The organism is Micromonospora desertarenae (genome assembly GCF_056150265.1).
Window position 1 is genome coordinate 40,737 of sequence record NZ_JAXCFQ010000001.1, and the last position, 18,146, is coordinate 58,882.

Annotated in this window: 17 protein-coding genes; 5 read left to right on the forward strand and 12 right to left on the reverse strand. The window is 72.9% G+C overall.

Translation table 11 applies throughout. From position 1 onward, the window contains the following. Window positions 1-57 precede the first annotated feature (57 nt). Entirely contained in the window at window positions 58-1,035 is a 978-nt protein-coding gene (locus SM577_RS00195; RefSeq protein ID WP_474586023.1) for a DsbA family protein, read from the forward strand. 123 nt (window positions 1,036-1,158) lie between these two features. Here SM577_RS00195 and SM577_RS00200 read toward each other — a convergent pair whose 3' ends face one another. The 9 genes from SM577_RS00200 to SM577_RS00240 form a co-directional block, all read right to left on the reverse strand. Then, entirely contained in the window at window positions 1,159-1,788 is a 630-nt protein-coding gene (locus SM577_RS00200) for a LysE family transporter (protein ID WP_474582408.1), read from the reverse strand. A 304-nt stretch (window positions 1,789-2,092) separates the two neighbouring features. Continuing rightward, window positions 2,093-2,500 (reverse strand): metal-sulfur cluster assembly factor, encoded by a 408-nt coding sequence (locus SM577_RS00205; RefSeq protein WP_302921772.1) that lies wholly within the window; start codon window positions 2,498-2,500, stop codon window positions 2,093-2,095. After that, window positions 2,497-2,973, reverse strand: a complete 477-nt coding sequence (sufU, locus tag SM577_RS00210; protein WP_302921771.1) for a Fe-S cluster assembly sulfur transfer protein SufU — start codon at window positions 2,971-2,973, stop codon at window positions 2,497-2,499. Before sufU ends, SM577_RS00205 begins: the two co-directional genes overlap by 4 nt. Beyond that, entirely contained in the window at window positions 2,973-4,277 is a 1,305-nt protein-coding gene (locus SM577_RS00215; RefSeq protein WP_302921769.1) for a cysteine desulfurase, read from the reverse strand. Before SM577_RS00215 ends, sufU begins: the two co-directional genes overlap by 1 nt. A 20-nt stretch (window positions 4,278-4,297) precedes the next feature. Then, a complete protein-coding gene (gene sufC, locus SM577_RS00220; protein ID WP_302921768.1) occupies window positions 4,298-5,071 on the reverse strand; it encodes a Fe-S cluster assembly ATPase SufC in 774 nt (257 codons plus the stop codon). Further along, window positions 5,071-5,397, reverse strand: a complete 327-nt coding sequence (locus SM577_RS00225; RefSeq protein ID WP_167185851.1) for a non-heme iron oxygenase ferredoxin subunit — start codon at window positions 5,395-5,397, stop codon at window positions 5,071-5,073. The genes sufC and SM577_RS00225 overlap by 1 nt, the downstream gene beginning before the upstream one ends. After that, entirely contained in the window at window positions 5,397-6,539 is a 1,143-nt protein-coding gene (gene sufD, locus SM577_RS00230; protein ID WP_474586024.1) for a Fe-S cluster assembly protein SufD, read from the reverse strand. Before sufD ends, SM577_RS00225 begins: the two co-directional genes overlap by 1 nt. Window positions 6,540-6,700: 161 nt before the next feature. Continuing rightward, window positions 6,701-8,131 carry a Fe-S cluster assembly protein SufB gene (sufB, locus tag SM577_RS00235; protein WP_302921764.1) on the reverse strand — a complete coding sequence of 477 codons (1,431 nt, stop codon included), beginning with the start codon at window positions 8,129-8,131 and terminating at the stop codon, window positions 6,701-6,703. Continuing rightward, a complete protein-coding gene (locus SM577_RS00240; protein WP_474580494.1) occupies window positions 8,128-8,850 on the reverse strand; it encodes a helix-turn-helix transcriptional regulator in 723 nt (240 codons plus the stop codon). Before SM577_RS00240 ends, sufB begins: the two co-directional genes overlap by 4 nt. Before the next feature lie 179 nt (window positions 8,851-9,029). On the opposite strand from SM577_RS00240, the gene SM577_RS00245 reads away from it, so the two are divergent. After that, a complete protein-coding gene (locus SM577_RS00245) occupies window positions 9,030-9,995 on the forward strand; it encodes a COX15/CtaA family protein (RefSeq protein ID WP_302921761.1) in 966 nt (321 codons plus the stop codon). A gap of 300 nt (window positions 9,996-10,295) precedes the next feature. On the opposite strand, the gene SM577_RS00250 is transcribed toward SM577_RS00245, so the two are convergent. The 3 genes from SM577_RS00250 to SM577_RS00260 all read right to left on the reverse strand — a co-directional run bounded on the left by SM577_RS00250 (window position 10,296) and on the right by SM577_RS00260 (window position 12,838). Next, window positions 10,296-11,216 (reverse strand): ATP-grasp domain-containing protein, encoded by a 921-nt coding sequence (locus SM577_RS00250; RefSeq protein WP_474586025.1) that lies wholly within the window; start codon window positions 11,214-11,216, stop codon window positions 10,296-10,298. A 2-nt stretch (window positions 11,217-11,218) separates the two neighbouring features. Beyond that, window positions 11,219-11,554, reverse strand: a complete 336-nt coding sequence (locus SM577_RS00255; protein ID WP_088992902.1) for a hypothetical protein — start codon at window positions 11,552-11,554, stop codon at window positions 11,219-11,221. A gap of 324 nt (window positions 11,555-11,878) precedes the next feature. Continuing rightward, the gene (locus SM577_RS00260) at window positions 11,879-12,838 is read right to left on the reverse strand and encodes a heme o synthase (protein ID WP_474580493.1); all 960 of its coding nucleotides are present in this window, start codon (window positions 12,836-12,838) and stop codon (window positions 11,879-11,881) included. 266 nt (window positions 12,839-13,104) lie between these two features. Here SM577_RS00260 and tkt point away from each other — a divergent pair, with 266 nt between their 5' ends. The 3 genes from tkt to SM577_RS00275 are packed head-to-tail and all read left to right on the forward strand — an operon-like array spanning window position 13,105 to window position 18,145. Then, window positions 13,105-15,243 carry a transketolase gene (gene tkt, locus SM577_RS00265; RefSeq protein WP_302921757.1) on the forward strand — a complete coding sequence of 713 codons (2,139 nt, stop codon included), beginning with the start codon at window positions 13,105-13,107 and terminating at the stop codon, window positions 15,241-15,243. Window positions 15,244-15,258: 15 nt separating this feature from the next. Then, a complete protein-coding gene (gene tal, locus SM577_RS00270; protein ID WP_474586026.1) occupies window positions 15,259-16,437 on the forward strand; it encodes a transaldolase in 1,179 nt (392 codons plus the stop codon). 58 nt (window positions 16,438-16,495) lie between these two features. Then, entirely contained in the window at window positions 16,496-18,145 is a 1,650-nt protein-coding gene (locus SM577_RS00275; RefSeq protein ID WP_474586027.1) for a glucose-6-phosphate isomerase, read from the forward strand. Window position 18,146: the final 1 nt, after the last annotated feature.

Below are 18,146 nucleotides of genomic sequence, written 5' to 3' on the forward strand. Positions count from 1 at the left end.
CCGCCACTATACGACACCCGTGGTTTATACGACACGTGTCGTGTAACCTCTCGGCCCATGCGGATCGAGATCTGGGCGGACGTCGTCTGCCCGTGGGCGTACATCGGCAAGCGGCGGCTGGAGCGGGCGCTGGCGTCCTGGCCGGGCGACCCGGTCGAGGTCGTCTGGCGGCCGTACCGGATCGACCCCGCCGCCCCCACCCCCGGTGAGCCCCTGGCCGACGTGCTCCGCGACCCGACGGTGGACGCCGCCCTCCGCGGGTGCGCGCCGGGCCTCACGCCCGGCGAGAACCGGGAACGCGTGTCCCGCATCGCGCTCGCCGAGGGTCTCGGCCCCCGCTGGGGGGCCGGCTGGCGGGCCAGCAGCCACGACGCCCACCGCCTCATCGCCCTCGCCCACGACGCCGGCGGCCCGCGGCTGCAGGACGCGGTCGCCGAGGAGGTCATGCGGGCGCACTTCGTCGACGCCCTGGACATCAGCCTCCCCGGCGTGCTGGACGAGGTGTGCCGCCGGGCCGGGTTCCCCGCGGGCGGCGGGCTGCTCGCCGACGGCGCGGGCGACACGACCGTCCGGGAACTGGTGCTGCGGGGCCGGGCCACGGGGGTGGCGACGTCCCCGACGTTCGTCGCGAACGGCGCGGCCCTGCGCGGCGCGCAGCCCCCGGAGGTGATCCACGCCTTCCTGGCCGGGGCCGCCGGCCGCAGCCCGCGCCGGGTCCCCGAGGAGGTCGAACGCCTCCGGCACGCCGAGGCGCTGCTGGACCTCGGTGATCCCCTGGGCGCCCTCACCCTGCTCCGGCCCCTGCTCGACAGCCACGGCGACGATCGCGGCACCCGACTGCTCGCCGCCCGGGCCTACTTCCACTCCGCCCAGCTCAACCGGGCGCTGCGGATCCTGGAGCCGCTCGCGGCGCAGGCGCCGGACGACTCGTACGTGCGGTTGCTGCTGGGGCGGACCCTCCAGCGGCAGGGCGATCCCCGAGCCACCGCCCACCTGCGCCTGGCGGCGGCGATGTCCCCCGGCTACGCCGGCTGACCGCCGGCGCCGGCTCGGCGGGCACCTCGGTCGAGGGTGCCCGCGACCGGTTGGCCGCACGCCCCGGTCGGGCCGCCCGCACACGCGTCGTCTGGCGGGCGCCACGGGGCGGTGGTGGCGGCCTCATCCTGGCAGCAGCATGGCTGTCGCCAGGGCCGCGATCAGGGCGCTGGAGACCAGGGCCGTGACGCGGCGGCCGCGCGGCCCGGTCAGCAGCCGCCCGACCAGGGTGCCCCCACCGGCGATCAGCAACTGCCAGCTGGCCGAGGCGAGGAAGGCGCCCACCACGAAGAGCAGCGCGTCGGCCGCGCCCGGATCCGCACCGCCCTGCCGACCGATGACGAGGGCGGCGAAGTAGACCACCGTCGCCGGGTTCAGCAGGGTCAGCGCCAGCACCCCGGCGAAGGCCCGGGTCGGGGTGTCCAGTCCCCGGCGACCGTCGGCGGGACCGGCTGGCGCGGTTCGGGGTCGCAGCGCCCGCCAGGCGCCGTGGCCGGCGATGGCGAGCAGCACGAGCGCGGCGGCCAGCCGCAGCGGGCCGGCGACCGGGGCGATCAGCCCGGCGACCACCGCCCCGCCGAGGGCCGCCACCGCGGCGTAGAGGCCGTCGGCGGTGGCCACCCCGAGCGCGGCGGCCGCGCCGACCCGGAACGACGTCCGGGCGCTGAGCCCCAGGATGAGCACGGCGATCGCGCCGACCGGGATGGCGACGCCGTAGCCGGCGACCAGGCCGGCCAGGAACGCGCCGGTCACGACCGTCGGCGGCGGGTCGAGGCGCGACCGGGCGCCGTGCGCTGTCGACGCGCGACGACGGTCGCGGCGACAGGGACGGGCTTCATCCGGTACGTCTCGAACACCCGCCCATCCTGCGCCCGCTCCCCCACCCCCGCCACCGATTTCCGCGGCCCTGTGACCCCGTGATCGTCTGCTGCTGGACAGGGCTGCCCGCGCCCGCTCACCAGCAGACGATCGTGGAGCCCCAGCGAGCGCGGCGGGGGTGAGACGCGTCGAGCGCGGCGCCCCGAGGGGGCGCCGCGCTCGACGGTGACCGGACGGGTCAGACGTTGAAGCCGAGGGAGCGGAGCTGGTCGCGGCCCTCGTCGGTGATCTTGTCGGGGCCCCACGGCGGGAGCCAGACCCAGTTGATTCGGATGTCGCTCACCAGGCCGCCACCCGGGCCGGTGGTCAGCGCCTGCCGGGCCTGGTCCTCGATCACGTCGGTGAGCGGGCAGGCCGCCGAGGTGAGCGTCATGTCCAGGGTGGCGACGTTGTCGTCGTCGACGTGCACGCCGTACACCAGGCCCAGGTCGACCACGTTGATGCCCAGCTCGGGGTCGACGACATCCTTCATCGCCTCCTCGATGTCGGCGACGGCGGCCTTGCCGCCCGCCGCGCCGGCGACCGGCGTGCCGGCGGCACCCTCGGTCGACGGCGTCGCCGCGGTGGCGGTGTCCTCGCTACTCATGCCTTAACCTCCGAAGGGCTCGCGCCCACGCCGGCGCGTGCCGCGGCGTCCTTGAACGCCATCCACGGCAGCAGCGCGCACTTCACCCGGGCCGGGTAGCGGGCGACACCCGCGAACGCCACCCCGTCGCCGAGCACGTCCTCGTCCGGCGTGACCTGACCACGACCGGACATCAACTGCACGAACGCCTCGTGCACCACGAAAGCTTCCCCGGCGCGCCGGCCCGTCAGCAGCTCGTGCAGCACGCTCGCCGACGCCTGGCTGATCGAGCAGCCCATCCCGTCGTACGAGACGTCGTGCAGCACGTCGCCGTCGGTGGCGACCCGGACGGTGACCTCGTCACCGCAGGTGGGGTTGACGTGGTGCGCCTCGGCGACCTGGTCCGCCGGGTCGTCCGCGTCGCGCAGGCCGCGCCCGTGCGGGTGCTTGTAGTGGTCCAGGATGATCTCCTGGTAGAGCTGGTCGAGCTGCATCAGCCGAACACCTTCCGCACCTGCTCCAGGCCCGCCACCAGGGCGTCGATCTCCTCGGTGGTGGTGTAGAGGTAGAACGAGGCCCGCGTGGTGGCCGGCACGCCGAACCGGGTGCAGACCGGGCGGGCGCAGTGGTGGCCGACCCGCACCTGCACGCCGAGCGAGTCGAGCACCTGCCCCACGTCGTGCGGGTGCACGTCGCCGAGGGCGAAGGAGATCGTCCCGCCCCGGCCCACCGGCACGGTCGGCCCGAAGATCCGCAGGCCGGGCACGGTGGCGAGGGCGTCCAGCGCGTACGCCGTCAGCTCCTTCTCGTGCCACTGGATGGCCCGCATGCCGATGCCGGAGAGGTAGTCCACCGCGGCGCCGAGCGCGACCGCCTCGGCGATCGGCGGGGTTCCCGCCTCGAACCGGGCCGGCGGCGCGGCGAAGGTGGAGCCACCCATCGCCACCGTCTCGATCATCGAGCCGCCGCCGAACACCGGCGGCATCGCCGCCAGCAGCTCGGCCCGCCCCCAGAGCACGCCGATGCCGGTCGGCCCGCACATCTTGTGCCCGGTGAAGACGATGAAGTCGGCGTCGTAGTCGACCACGTCCATCGGCATGTGCGGCACCGACTGCGAGCAGTCCAGCAGCAGCAGCGCCCCCACCTCGCGGACCCGCTCGGTGATCCGCGCGGTGGCGTTGACCGTGCCGAGGATGTTCGACATGTGCACCAGCGAGACGATCTTCGTCCGCTCGGTGACCAGGTCGTCCAGGCCGGACTCGTCCAGCCGCCCCGAGTCGGTCACCGGGAACCAGCGCAGGGTCGCGCCGGTGCGCTCGCAGAGCAGCTGCCACGGGACGATGTTCGAGTGGTGCTCCATCTCGGAGATCACCACCTCGTCGCCGGGGCCGAGCCGGAAGCGCGGGTCGCCGTCCGGGCGCAGCGAGGCGTTCGAGAAGGCGTACGCCACGATGTTGATCGCCTCGGTGGAGTTCTTGGTGAACACCACCTCGTCCACGCTCGGCGCGTTGATGAACGCGGCCACCTTGGCCCGGGCGCCCTCGTACGCCTCGGTGGCCTCGGTGCCCAGCGTGTGCACCGAGCGGGACACGTTGGCGTTGTGCCGGGCGTAGTGCTCGGCGAGCACGCCGAGCACCTGCCGCGGCTTGTGCGAGGTGTTGGCGCTGTCGAGATAGACCAGCCGGTGCCCGTTGACCTCCCGGTCCAGGATCGGGAAGTCGGCGCGCACCGTGGCCACGTCGTAACGCGGCACGTCGTCGTACTGCGGCATCCCGGATGGGATCGCGATGGTGGTCATCTCAGCGACCCTTCCGCGCCTCAGGCCCGCGCCGAACCGGCCCCGGCGACGTACCGCTCGTAGCCCTCTTCCTCGAGCTTGTCGGCCAGCTCCGGGCCGCCCTGCTCGACGATCCGGCCGGCGACGAAGACGTGCACGTGGTCCGGCTTGATGTAGCGCAGGATCCGGGTGTAGTGGGTGATCAGCAGCAGGCCGGTGTCGCCGGTGTCGCGGACCCGGTTGACCCCCTCGCTGACCACGCGCAGCGCGTCCACGTCCAGGCCGGAGTCGGTCTCGTCGAGGATGGCCATCTTCGGCTTGAGCAGCTCCAGCTGCACGATCTCGTGCCGCTTCTTCTCACCGCCGGAGAAGCCCTCGTTGACGTTGCGCTGGGCGAACGCCGGGTCCATCTGGAGCCGCTCCATCGCCCCGCGCAGCTCGCCGCCCCAGGTGCGCAGCTTCGGCGCCTCGCCGTCGATGGCGGTCTTGGCGGTACGCAGGAAGTTGGCCACCGAGACGCCGGGCACCTCGACCGGGTACTGCATGGCCAGGAAGAGGCCGGCGCGGGCCCGCTCGTCGACGGACATGTCCAGCACGTCCTCGCCGTCGAGGGTCACCGAGCCGCCGGTGATCTCGTACTTCGGGTGGCCGGCGATCGAGTAGGCCAGGGTGGACTTGCCGGAGCCGTTCGGGCCCATGATCGCGTGGGTCTCGCCCGAGCGGACGGTCAGGTCGACGCCGTGCAGGATCGGCTTGAGCTCACCCTCGGGCAGCTTGACCGACACCTGCAGGTCACGGATCTCCAGGGTGCTCATTATCGGGTCACTCCATTGCTCGGCGTGAGGCTGACGTAGATGTCGCCGTCGCGGACTTCGACGGGGTAAACGGGTACGGGTTCGGTGGCGGGCAGCCCGGTGGGCTCGCCGGTGCGCAGGTCGAAGCGGGAGCCGTGCAGCCAGCACTCCAGCGTGCAGCCCTCCACCTCGCCCTCGGAGAGGGCGACCGCGGCGTGCGAGCACTCGTCGTAGACGGCGTAGAACTCGCCGTCCTCGCCGTGCACCAGCGCGATCTGGGTGCCGTCGACGTCCGCGCTGATCGCGGTCCCCTTCGGCACGTCCTCGGTGGAACAGATCCGGATCATCAGGCGCCCGCCTTGGCCAACCGCGCCTCGATGGCCTCGCCGAGCCGCTCGCGCAGCTCCTCGACCGGGATCTTGTTGATCAGCTCGGCGAAGAACCCGCGCACCACCAGGCGGCGCGCCTCGGCCTCCGGGATGCCCCGGGCCATCAGGTAGAACAGCTGCTCGTCGTCGAACCGGCCGGTCGCGCTCGCGTGCCCGGCGCCGGCGATCTCGCCGGTCTCGATCTCCAGGTTCGGTACGGAGTCCGCCCGCGCGCCGTCGGTGAGCAGCAGGTTCCGGTTGATCTCGTACGTGTCGGTGCCGGTCGCCTCGGCCCGGATCAGCACGTCGCCCACCCAGACGGTGCGCGCACTCTCGCCCTGCAGGGCGCCCCGGTAGCCGACGTAGCTGCGGCAGTCCGGCACCGCGTGGTCGACCAGCTGCCGGTGCTCCAGGTGCTGGCCGGAGTCGGCGAAGTAGAGGCCGTACAGCTCGGCCTCGCCGCCCCGCTCGGTGTACTCCACGCTGGTGTACTGCCGCACCAGGTCGCCGCCGAGGCTGACCTGGACGTGGATCACCTTGGCGTCCCGGCCCAGCTTGACCTTGAGGTGCTGCGCCTGCACCGCGTCGTCGGCCCAGTCGGCGATGGTGACCAGGGTCAGCTTCGCCCCGTCGGCCACGCTCACCTCGACGTTGTCGGCCAGCGTGGCCGAGCCGACGTGCTCCAGCACCAGGGTCACCTCGGCGAACCGGCCCACCTCGACGAAGGTGTGCCCGAAGGCCAGGCCGTCGACGCCCGAGCCGACCACCCGCACGGTCGCCGGCTCGGCGACCACGGCGTCCCGCGCGACCTGCACCAGCAGCGCCTGCTCGGCCCCGCCGTAGGCCAGCGCGCTGATCCGGTCGAACGGGGTGAGCACGCTGCCCACCCGCGGATCGTCCTTGCCGACGCGCGTGACGGTGACGCCCGCCGGCAGGTCGCCGTGCTCGTGCCGGACCGTGCCGGCGGCGGCCTGCGCCCCACCGGCCAGCCCACGCAGGCGCTTGAGCGGAGTGAAGCGCCACTCCTCCTCCAGGCCGGTCAGGGCCGGGAAGTCGGCGACGTCGTACGAGCGGAGCGCCTGCGACTTGGTGCTGGGCGGCGCGGAAGCCTGGGTAGTCATCTCTTCCTTGGTCTGTTCTGCGAACGACGGTGTCATTGGTCGGAGGGTCGGTCGGTGTTCGCGCGGCCCGGCCAGACGGTCGGCGTCCGCGCGGCCCCGCAGTGGGCCGGCGTCCGCGCGGCCCCGCAAGCGGGTCGGGCTGGTCGCCGCCCGGGTCGGGGTCAGCCGACCGCGCCCTCCATCTGGAGCTCGATCAGGCGGTTGAGCTCCAGGGCGTACTCCATCGGAAGCTCCTTGGCGATCGGCTCGATGAAGCCGCGCACGATCATCGCCATCGCCTCGTCCTCGCTCAGGCCCCGGCTCATCAGGTAGAAGAGCTGGTCCTCGCTGACCTTGGAGACGGTCGCCTCGTGCCCCATCGACACGTCGTCCTCACGGATGTCGACGTACGGGTAGGTGTCGGAGCGGGAGATGGTGTCGACCAGCAGCGCGTCGCACTTCACCGTGCTGGCGCTGTGGTGCGAACCCTCCAGCACCTGCACCAGGCCCCGGTACGAGGTGCGGCCGCCGCCGCGGGCGATCGACTTGGAGACGATGGTGCTGCTGGTGTGCGGCGCGGCGTGCACCATCTTGGCGCCGGCGTCCTGGTGCTGGCCCTCACCGGCCATGGCCACCGAGAGCACCTCGCCCTTGGCGTGCTCGCCGGTCATGTAGACCGCCGGGTACTTCATGGTGACCTTGGAGCCGATGTTGCCGTCGATCCACTCCATGGTCGCGCCCTCGTGGCACACGGCGCGCTTGGTGACCAGGTTGTAGACGTTGTTCGACCAGTTCTGGATGGTCGTGTAGCGGCACCGGGCGTTCTTCTTGACGATGATCTCCACCACCGCGCTGTGCAGCGAGTCGGAGGAGTAGATGGGCGCGGTGCAGCCCTCGACGTAGTGCACGTACGCGCCCTCGTCGACGATGATCAGCGTCCGCTCGAACTGGCCCATGTTCTCGGTGTTGATCCGGAAGTAGGCCTGCAGCGGGATCTCCACGTGCACGCCCTTGGGCACGTAGATGAACGAGCCACCGGACCAGACGGAGGTGTTCAGCGCGGCGAACTTGTTGTCGCCGACCGGGATGACCGTGCCGAAGTACTCCTTGAACAGGTCCTCGTGCTCCTTGAGGGCGGTGTCGGTGTCGAGGAAGACGACACCCTGCTCCTCGAGGTCCTCACGGATCTTGTGGTAGACCACCTCGGACTCGTACTGGGCCGCCACGCCGGCGATCAGCCGCTGCTTCTCGGCCTCGGGGATGCCCAGCTTGTCGTAGGTGTTCTTGATGTCCTCGGGCAGGTCCTCCCAGCTGGTGGCCTGCTTCTCGGTGGACCGGACGAAGTACTTGATGTTGTCGAAGTCGATCCCGGTGAGGTCGGCGCCCCAGGACGGCATGGGCTTGCGGTCGAACAGCCGCAGGCCCTTCAGCCGCAGGTCGAGCATCCAGGCCGGCTCGTTCTTCTTGGCCGAGATGTCCCGCACCACCGCCTCGTTGAGGCCGCGCTGGGCGGAAGCCCCGGCGACGTCCGGGTCGGCCCAGCCGTACTCGTAGCGGCCCAGGGCGGCGAGCTGCTCCTCCTGGGTCAGGGGCTGGACGATCTGCTCGGTCATCTATCTGTCCTCACAGTGGTGACGGTCTTACCGGACTGGGCACGCCCCGGCTGGGTCGGGATGTGCGTGGTGCACACCCCGTCGCCGTGCGCGATGGTGGCCAGGCGCTGCACGTGGGTGCCGACCAGACGGGAGATCACCGCGGTCTCGGCCTCGCACAGCTGGGGAAACTCGGCGGCCACGTGCGCCACCGGGCAGTGGTGCTGGCAGAGCTGGCCACCCGAGGCGATCGTGGACGCGTTGGCAGCGTAGCCCTCGGCGGTCAGCGCGGCGGCGAGCGCCTCCGCCCGGGCGAGCGGGTCGTCGCCGGCGTCCTCCATCGCCGTGCGGCAGCGCGCCTCCAGGGCGGCGACCTGCTCGGCGGCGAACGCCGCGACGGCCGCGGACCCGCCGTTGCGGGCGATCCAGCGCAGCGCGGCGGTGGCCATGTTGTCGTAGTGGTGGGTGCCGCAGCGGACCCGGGCCGCGTCGGTCAGCAGGAACACCTTCGCCGGGCGGCCGCGGCCGCGGTGGCCGCGCACGGTCTGCTCGCGGGCGACCACGTCACCCTCGGCGAGCATGGCGTCGAGGTGCCGGCGGATCGCCGCCGGGCTGAGCCCGAGCGCCGAGCCGAGCTGCGCGGCGGTGGTCGCGCCCCGCTCCAGCAGCAGCTGGGTGACCCGGTCGCGGGTGGAAAGATCCGTGGCGGACGCGGACGACTCCAGCTCGGCGCGTCTCACGCCGCGCGGCGACCTGGCGCCGTCGCCGGCGACCGGAGCGGTCGCCGGCTGGTGCCCGGGAAGGCTCGCCGCGTTTTTCACAACGCCAACGTTACGTAATTCGCTGGGGGCCCGCAAACCCGGGTCCCGGTGATCCGAACCACCGTCCGGGCGGAGTCGTACGATCCTCGATCACTACGGTGCGTAGGATTTGCGCCGTGAAGCGTCCCGTCCGGTTTCCGGTGTCCGCCGCCCTGCTGCGCCGACTCGCCCTCGCGTCCATCATCGCGAACGTGGGGATCGTGGTCACCGGCGGGGCCGTCCGACTGACCGCCTCGGGCCTCGGCTGCCCCACCTGGCCGCGGTGCACCGACGCGTCCTACGTCGCCACCGCCGAGATGGGCGTGCACGGGGCGATCGAGTTCGGCAACCGGCTGCTCACCTTCGCGGTGGGGATCATCGCGGCGGCCGTGGTGCTGGCGGTGCTGCTGCACCGGCCCCGGCGCCAGGGGGTGCTGCCGCTCGCGGTCGCCGTGCTGTTCGGCATCCCGGCCCAGGCGGTGATCGGCGGGTTCACCGTGCTGAGCAACCTGAACCCCTGGGTGGTCGGGCTGCACTTCCTCGCCTCGATGGTGGTGATCGCGGCCGCGTACGCCCTCTGGCGGCGGATCAAGGACCCGGACGTGCCGGCGGTGCCGGTGGTGCCCGCCCCGCTGCGCACCCTGACGCTGCTGACCACGCTGGCGAGCGTGGCGGTGCTCGTGGTCGGCACCTGGGTGACCGGCAGCGGCCCGCACGCGGGCGACCAGGGAGCCAGCCGCAACGGCCTGGACCCGGAGACCATCTCGCAGGTGCACGCCGACGGGGTGTTCCTGCTCATCGGGCTCTCGGTGGCGCTGATCTTCGCATTCCGGGCGGTTGGCGCCCGGCGCGCCGAGCGGGCCGCCGTGGTGCTGGTCGCCGTGGAACTCGGGCAGGGCCTGATCGGCTTCGTGCAGTACTTCACCCACCTGCCGGCGCTGCTGGTCGGCGCGCACATGCTCGGCTCCTGCCTGGTGCTGCTGGCCACGCTCTCGGTGCTCTGGTCGACCCGGGAACGCCGCCCGGTCACCGTCGAGCCCGTTCCCGCCGCCCCGGCCGCCGAACCGGTCCCCGCCACCGCCTGACCCCGCGCCCGGCGCGGCCCCACGCTCACCGGCCGCCTCAACCGGGCTCCCCCGCCCGGCCGGCGACCACAGGGCGGCCCTCGCGTTGGCCGCTCACCCGACCCGGAAACGCGCACCGGCGGAACATCACCACATCCGCGATGTTGCGGACTCCCCCGCCGTCGAGGCCGCTACATCCGGCACGTGGTGCGGCGGCTGTGACGGCGGAAGCCGGCCGAACGTGGGCCGGCCCCGCCGGTCCGCGGCGGGGCGGACCGGCGGGGCCGGTGGGTGTGCCTGGCGCCGGTCAGGGCCGGCGGGTCAGGGCCGGCGGTCGAGGTGGGTGCGGATGGCGGCGGCCAGCCGCTCGGGGGCGCCGTCGGCGTGGCCGAGGAAGAGCGACGGCTCGGTGAGCTCCAGCTCGACCAGGACCGGCGCGCCGTCCGCGCCCGGAATCAGGTCGACCCGGGCGTAGAGCAGCCGCTCCGCGCCACCCGGCACCGCCGCCAGGGTCTTCTCCGCCACCGCCAACTGCTCCTCGGTGGCGGTTCGCGCGGTGATCTCCTCGGGCCTGTAGAGCCCCGCCACGCCCAGGTCCGGGCCGGTGAGCATCGGCCCCTTGCGGATCGCGTGGCTGAACGCCAGGCCGTCCGGGCCGGCCAGGAAGAGCAGCGCGGTCTCGCCGGCGGTGTCCACCGCCCGCAGGTACGGCTGGACCATGCTCACCCGGCCGGCGGCGGAGAGCCGCCGGACGTGCGCCACGGCCAGTTCCCGGTGCTCGGGGTCGGCCAGGTCGTACCGGCCGGTGTCCTGGCTGCCGGCGCTCACCGCCGGCTTGACCACGTACTCGCCGGAGTCGGCGGGCGGCTGCCAGCTCTCCCCGGGCGCGACCCAGGACGTGGGCACGGTGGGCACCCCGGCCGCGGAGAGCTCGGCCAGGTAGCGCTTGTCGGTGTTCCAGCGGACCACGTCGGCCGGGTTGGCCAGGGCGGGCACCGTGGCGGCCCAGGCGACGAACTCGTCGCGGCGCAGCGCGTAGTCCCACGGGGAGCGCAGCACGGCGAGGGCGTAGCCGGCCCAGTCGACGGCCGGGTCGTCCCAGACCACCGGCTCGGCGGCGACGCCGTGCCGGGCCAGCGGGGCGAGCACCAGCCGGTCGTCCGGGTCGAGGTCGTGCAGTTCGGTACAGGTGACGAGAGCGACCCGGGGTTCCCCCCGGGTCGACTGGTGGTGGTCGGTCAAGGTCAGCGGGCCATCGTGCGTCGTGCCATGGACCGCCAGAGGTCGTTGCTCGGACGCATCTGGTCCATCAGCTCACGCTCCCAGGCGTTCTCGACCGCGACCCCCGCCTTGGCGCAGGCCTGCCGCGCGACGACGGTGTCGTCGGCGAACTGGTCGCCCCACGCCCCGTCCGCGCCCACCAGGACGATGCGTGCGCCCCGCTTGCCGACGTACTCGATGACCGCCTTCGCGCCGCCGTGCCCGGCGGCGAACGACTTGATCCCCGCGACCAGGCCGTTCGGGGCCTGCTCGGGAGCGGTCTGCTCGGCCGTCAGCGTCGTATCGGAACCATCTGCCATGACGCGAAGCCTAAGCAGACTTCCACCCGGGCGGGCGAGAACCATGAACCTTTTGTGATGCCAATTACCTCGAGGTTTAAGGAGAACCACAGGCGATTCGCCCGGTTATATCCGGACTTCCGCTGGCAAAGCGGCCCGGCAAACCACTGCGGCCCGGTACAGGTTGAGCCCATCGGACTCATGCCGAAAGTTACTCGGATGTGACGTGATACCCGGACAACTCATCCATGATGGTGATTTGTCGAGCCCTGCTCGCCCGCCCGGAAAGGGTCCAGCCGCCCCGCGGCCCGGCCGACACGGGCCGGTCGGCCCGTCGGGCGTGGGTCAGATCAGGGCGTCCAGCGCGACGGCCGCGAAGAGGATGGTCAGGTAGGTCGTCGACCAGTGGAACAGCCGCATCGGCTTGACCGCCTGCCCCCGGGCGCTCCGGCGGGCCAGCTTGTGCGCCTCGACCAGGAAGATCGCGCCGACGACCAGGGTGGGCAGCCCGTAGATCGGGCTCATCCCCAGCGGCCAGACCGCCAGCGACGACGCCACGGTGAGCCAGGCGAAGATGATGATCTCGGCGTTCACCCGGCGGGTGGAGGCCACCACCGGCAGCATCGGGATGCCGGCCCGGGCGTAGTCGTCCTTGTACTTCATCGCCAGCGGGTAGAAGTGCGGCATCTGCCAGAAGAAGACCACCGCGAACAGCGCCCACGCCGCCGGCGCCAGCGACCCGGTCACCGCCGCCCAGCCGATCAGCACCGGCGCGGCCCCGCAGGCGCCGCCCCAGAACGTGTTCGCCGTGGTGGTGCGCTTGAGCCAGAGGGTGTAGACCACGTCGTAGTAGACGATCGCGGCCAGGGTGAGCCCGGCGGCCAGCAGGTTGGTGAACGCGGCCATCAGGGCGACCGAGACCGCCGCCAGCACCAGCCCGAAGATCAGCGCGTTGCGCGGGGTCACCGTGTGCGCCGGCAGCGGGCGGCGCTTGGTGCGCCGCATCACCTGGTCGATGTCGCGGTCGATGTAGCAGTTGATGACGCTGGCCGCGCCGGCCGCGAGCGAGCCGCCGACCAGCACCACCGCGACCAGCCAGAGCGACGGCAGGCCGCCGTCGGCGAGCATCATCGCCGGCACGGTGGTGACCAGGAGCAGCTCGACGATCCGCGGCTTGGTCAGCGCGACGTACGCCGACAGCACCGCCCGGATGTCCCGGGGCGCCGCCACCGCCTCCTTGGCCGCCGTGCGCACCGGCTGCTGCCCGGCAGGGGTGCTGACGGGGCGGTCGGTGATCATGCTCACGGATTGCCACCTTCCGGCGTCGGCAGGGGAGGTCGGTCGGCCGGGCCCGGTTCGGGTCCACACACCGCCCCACACACTACGCGCTGTCGTTTTGGCTGCCCGGCCGACCCGGCAACGGTGCCAGCCGTCACACCGTCGCGGGATCGAACGTCGATCCGCCCGGACACGTACAGACCAGCATGCAGAGATCCCCGGGCGGACGTTTAGGACCGCTCGATAGGGTCATCAGTGAGGGTTCCGCCCATCTGCCGAGGAGCACAACCATCGTGGCTGCCAACCGTCCCGAGCACCCCGCACTGAACTGGTCCGACCTCGACCGCCGGGCCGTCGACACCGTCCGCGTGCTGGCCATGGACGCCGTGGAGAAATCCGGCAACGGCCACCCGGGCACCGCGATGAGCCTGGCGCCCGCGGCGTACCTGCTCTTCAACCGGGTCATGCGGCACAACCCGGCCGACCCGAACTGGCCCGGCCGGGACCGTTTCGTGCTCTCCGCCGGCCACTCCAGCCTCACCCTCTACATCCAGCTCTTCCTCTCCGGCTACCCGATGAGCCTGGACGACCTGAAGTCCCTGCGGCAGTGGGGTTCGCTCACCCCGGGCCACCCGGAGCACGGGCACACCCCGGGCGTGGAGACCACCACCGGCCCGCTCGGGCAGGGCCTGGGCAACGCGGTCGGCATGGCCATGGCGGCCCGCCGCGAGCGCGGCCTCTTCGACCCGGAGGCCGAGCCGGGCACCTCGGTCTTCGACCACGACATCTGGTGCATCGCCTCGGACGGCGACATCGAGGAGGGCATCAGCCACGAGGCCAGCGCGCTGGCCGGGCACCAGCAGCTGGGCAACCTCTGCGTGATCTACGACGACAACGAGATCTCCATCGAGGACGACACCCGGATCGCCAAGAGCGAGGACGTGGCGGCCCGCTACGAGGCGTACGGCTGGCACGTGCAGACGGTCGACTGGCGCCGCGGCGACGCCGACCAGGGCGACTACCACGAGGACGTGGAGGCGCTCCACCGGGCGCTGCTGGCGGCGAAGGCGGAGACCACCCGCCCCTCCTTCATCGCGCTGCGCACCATCATCGGCTGGCCCGCCCCCAACAAGCAGAACACCGGCAAGATCCACGGTTCGGCGCTCGGCGCCGACGAGGTGGCCGCCACCAAGCAGATCCTCGGCTTCGACCCGCAGCGCACCTTCGAGGTGGACGAGGAGGTCCTCGGGCACGCCCGCCGGGTGATGGAGCGCGGCGCGGAGGCCCAGCGCGCGTGGACCGGGGCGTTCGACGCCTGGGCGCAGGCCAACCCGGAGCGCCGGGCGCTGTGGGACCGGCTGGCCACCCGGACGCTGCCGCAGGGCTGGGCGGACGCCCTGCCGGAGTTCCCGGCCGACGCCAAGGGCATCGCCACCCGGGCCGCGTCCGGCAAGGTGCTGGAGGCGCTCGCGCCGGTGCTGCCGGAGCTGTGGGGCGGCTCGGCCGACCTGGCCGAGAGCAACAACACCACCATGAAGGGCGAACCCTCCTTCATCCCGGCCACCCACGCCACCAAGGACTTCCCCGGCCACGAGTACGGCCGCACGCTGCACTTCGGCATCCGCGAGCACGCCATGGGGGCGATCCTCAACGGCATCGCCCTGCACGGCGGCACCCGCCCGTACGGCGGCACCTTCCTGGTGTTCAGCGACTACATGCGCCCCTCCGTCCGGCTCGCCGCGCTGATGAAGCTGCCGGTGGTCTACGTCTGGACGCACGACTCGATCGGCCTCGGCGAGGACGGCCCCACCCACCAGCCGGTGGAGCACCTGACCGCGCTGCGGGCCATCCCGGGCCTGGACGTGGTCCGCCCGGCCGACGCGAACGAGACGGCCTGGGCCTGGCGGCAGGCGTTGGAGCACACCGACCGGCCGACCGCGCTGGCGCTCAGCCGCCAGGCGCTGCCGACCTTCGACCGGTCGACGCTGGCCGGCGCGGAGGGCGTGGCCAAGGGCGGCTACGTGCTGGCCGAGGCGTCCACCGGCAAGCCGCAGGTGATCCTCATCGGCACCGGCTCCGAGGTGCAGCTCTGCCTGACCGCGCGGGAGCGGCTGGAGGCGGACGGCACGCCCACCCGGGTCGTCTCGATGCCCTGCCAGGAGTGGTTCGCCGAGCAGGACGAGGCCTACCGGGAGTCGGTGCTGCCGCGCGGGGTAAAGGCACGGGTGAGCGTGGAGGCGGGCATCGCCATGTCCTGGCGCGCGATCGTCGGCGACTGCGGCGAGAGCGTCAGCCTGGAGCACTACGGGGCGAGCGCCCCGCACTCCGTGCTCTTCGAGCAGTTCGGGTTCACCCCTGACCGGATCGTGGCCGCCGCGCACGCGGCCCTGACCCGGGTGGGCGACATCACCGGTTTCACCACCGGCAACTGAGGGAGCGTGGACGGCATGACGGACAGACTGGGCGAGCTCAGCGCCGCGGGCGTGGCGATCTGGCTCGACGATCTTTCCCGGACGCGACTGAGCTCCGGCGGGCTGGACCAGCTCCGGCGGGAGCAGCACCTGGTCGGGGTGACCACCAACCCGACCATCTTCGCCAAGGCGCTGAGCGACGCGGACGAGTACAACTGGCAGCTCAAGGACCTCGCCATCCGTGGGGTGGACGTCGAGGAGGCCGTCCGCATGCTCACCACGTACGACGTGCGGTGGGCCTGCGACGTGATGCGGCCGGCGTACGACGCGAGCGGCGGGGTGGACGGCCGGGTCTCCATCGAGGTGGACCCCCGGCTGGCGCACGAGACCGAGAAGACCGTCGCCGAGGCCGGTGCGCTGTGGTGGCTGATCGACCGGCCCAACCTCTTCATCAAGATCCCGGCCACCGAGGCCGGCCTGCCGGCGATCACCGCCACCCTGGCCCAGGGGATCAGCGTCAACGTCACGCTGATCTTCGGGCTGGACCGCTACTCCCAGGTGATGGAGGCGTTCCTGGCCGGTCTGGAGCAGGCGAAGGCGAACGGCCACGACCTGTCCAAGATCGGGTCGGTGGCGTCCTTCTTCGTCTCCCGGGTCGACACCGAGGTCGACAAGCGGCTGGAGAAGATCGGCTCCGAGCAGGCCAAGGCGCTGCGCGGCAAGGCCGCCGTCGCCAACGCCCGGCTGGCGTACGAGCGGTACGCCGAGGTCTTCTCCTCCGACCGCTGGCAGGCGCTGGCCGACGCCGGCGCCCACCCGCAGCGGCCGCTGTGGGCCTCCACCTCGACCAAGAACCCGGACTACCGGGACGTCATCTACGTCGAGGAGCTGATCGCCCCGGGCACCGTCAACACCATGCCCGAGCCGGTGATCCACGCCTACGCCGACCACGGCGAGACCCAGGCCGACACCGTCACCGGGGCGTACGACGACGCCCGGAAGGTCTTCGCCGACCTCGAGTCGGTGGGCGTCGACATGTCCGACGTGATCGCCGTGCTGGAACGCGAGGGCGTGGAGAAGTTCGAGGCCAGCTGGCAGGAGCTGATCGACGGCGTGCGCAAGTCGCTGGCCGCCGCCGGGCAGGGCACCGGCCACCCCGGCCGGGCCGCCAAGGACAACGCCCGGGCCGCGCAGCAGGCGGGGGGCAACGCGTGAGCGAGCGGACCATCAGTTCGGTGCCGCACGCCGCCGCCGAGCGAAGCGAGGCGGCGGCATGAGCGACCTGCTGGCCGGGCCGGTGGAGGCGGCCGCCGGGGTCGCCGTGCACGGGGCGGACGCGGTCGACCGGTCGGCTCCCGCCTCCACCCGGCAGGCGCTGGTCGCGGGCGGCGTACCGGGCCGGCTGGCCGCGAAGGACGCCACCCTGTGGGGCCCGGACGCCGAGGCCGAGGCGAAGATCCGCCTCGGCTGGGTGGACACCCACCGCCGCAGCCGGGAGCTGCTCCCCCAGCTCGCCGCGCTGAAGGCGGAGCTGGCCGACCTGGACCACGTGGTGCTCGCCGGGATGGGCGGCTCCTCGCTGGCCCCCGAGGTCATCGCGCGCACCCTCGGCAAGCAGCTGACCGTGCTGGACACCACCGACCCGGGTCAGGTGCGCGCCGCGCTGGCCGACCGGCTGGAGCGCACCGTCGTGGTGGTGGCCAGCAAGTCGGGTTCGACGGTGGAGACCGACAGCCACCGCCGGGCGTACTGGCAGGCGTTCCTCGACGCCGGGATGACCGAGGCGGAGGCCGGCCGGCACTTCGTCATCGTCACCGACCCGGGCTCGCCGCTGGAGCAGACCGCCGTCGAGATGGGCGCGATGACCGTGCTGGCCGACCCGGACGTGGGCGGCCGCTACTCGGCGCTGACCGCCTTCGGGCTGGTCCCGTCGGCGCTGGCCGGGGTCGAGGTGGCCGAGCTGCTGGACCAGGCGGAGGCGCTGTCCGAGGCGCTCGGCCGGGACACCGACAACCCCGGCCTGGCGCTCGGCGCCGCGCTGGGCGCGGCGGCCACCACCGGCCGGGACAAGGTCGCGCTGATCGCCGACGGCACCGGCATCGACGGCCTGGGCGACTGGGCCGAGCAGCTCATCGCCGAGTCCACCGGCAAGGCCGGGGTCGGCATCCTGCCGGTGGTGGTCGAGTCGCCGCGGAGCCCCGGCGCCACCGGGCCCGACGTGCTCACCGTCAGCTACGGCGGCGCGCTCGCCCCCGGCGACCAGCCGGGCGGCGGCGCCACCCCGGACATCGCGGTCAACGGCCCCCTCGGCGCCCAGTTCCTGACCTGGGAGTACGCCACCGCGGTCGCCGGCGTGGTGCTCGGCATCGACCCGTTCAACCAGCCGAACGTCACCGAGAGCAAGGAGAACACCAACGCGATCCTGGCCTCGGGCCCGCCGGCGGAGACGCCGTCGTTCACCGAGGGCGCGATCGAGGTGTACGCCCCGGCGGGCGCCCCGGGAGACCTGGCCGGGGTGCTGCGCTGGCTGGTCGACGGGCTGGGCGACGACGGCTACCTGGCGGTGATGGCGTACCTCGACCGGTTCGCCGACGCCGACGCGGCCCGGCTGCGGCCGCTGCTCGCCGGCGCCAGCGGACGCCCGGTCACCTTCGGCTGGGGTCCCCGGTTCCTGCACTCCACCGGCCAGTACCACAAGGGCGGCCCGCAGGTCGGCAGCTACCTCCAGCTGACCGGCGCGGTCACCGAGGACCTGCCGGTGCCGGGCAAGCCGTACACCTTCGGCGAGTTGCAGGCGGCGCAGGCCGCCGGCGACCGGCAGGCGCTGGCCGGGCGGCAGCGCCCGGTGCTGCGGCTGCACCTGACCGACCGGTCGGCGGGGCTGGCCCAGCTGCTCGATGCGACGGGGGCGCTGCGGGCGTGAC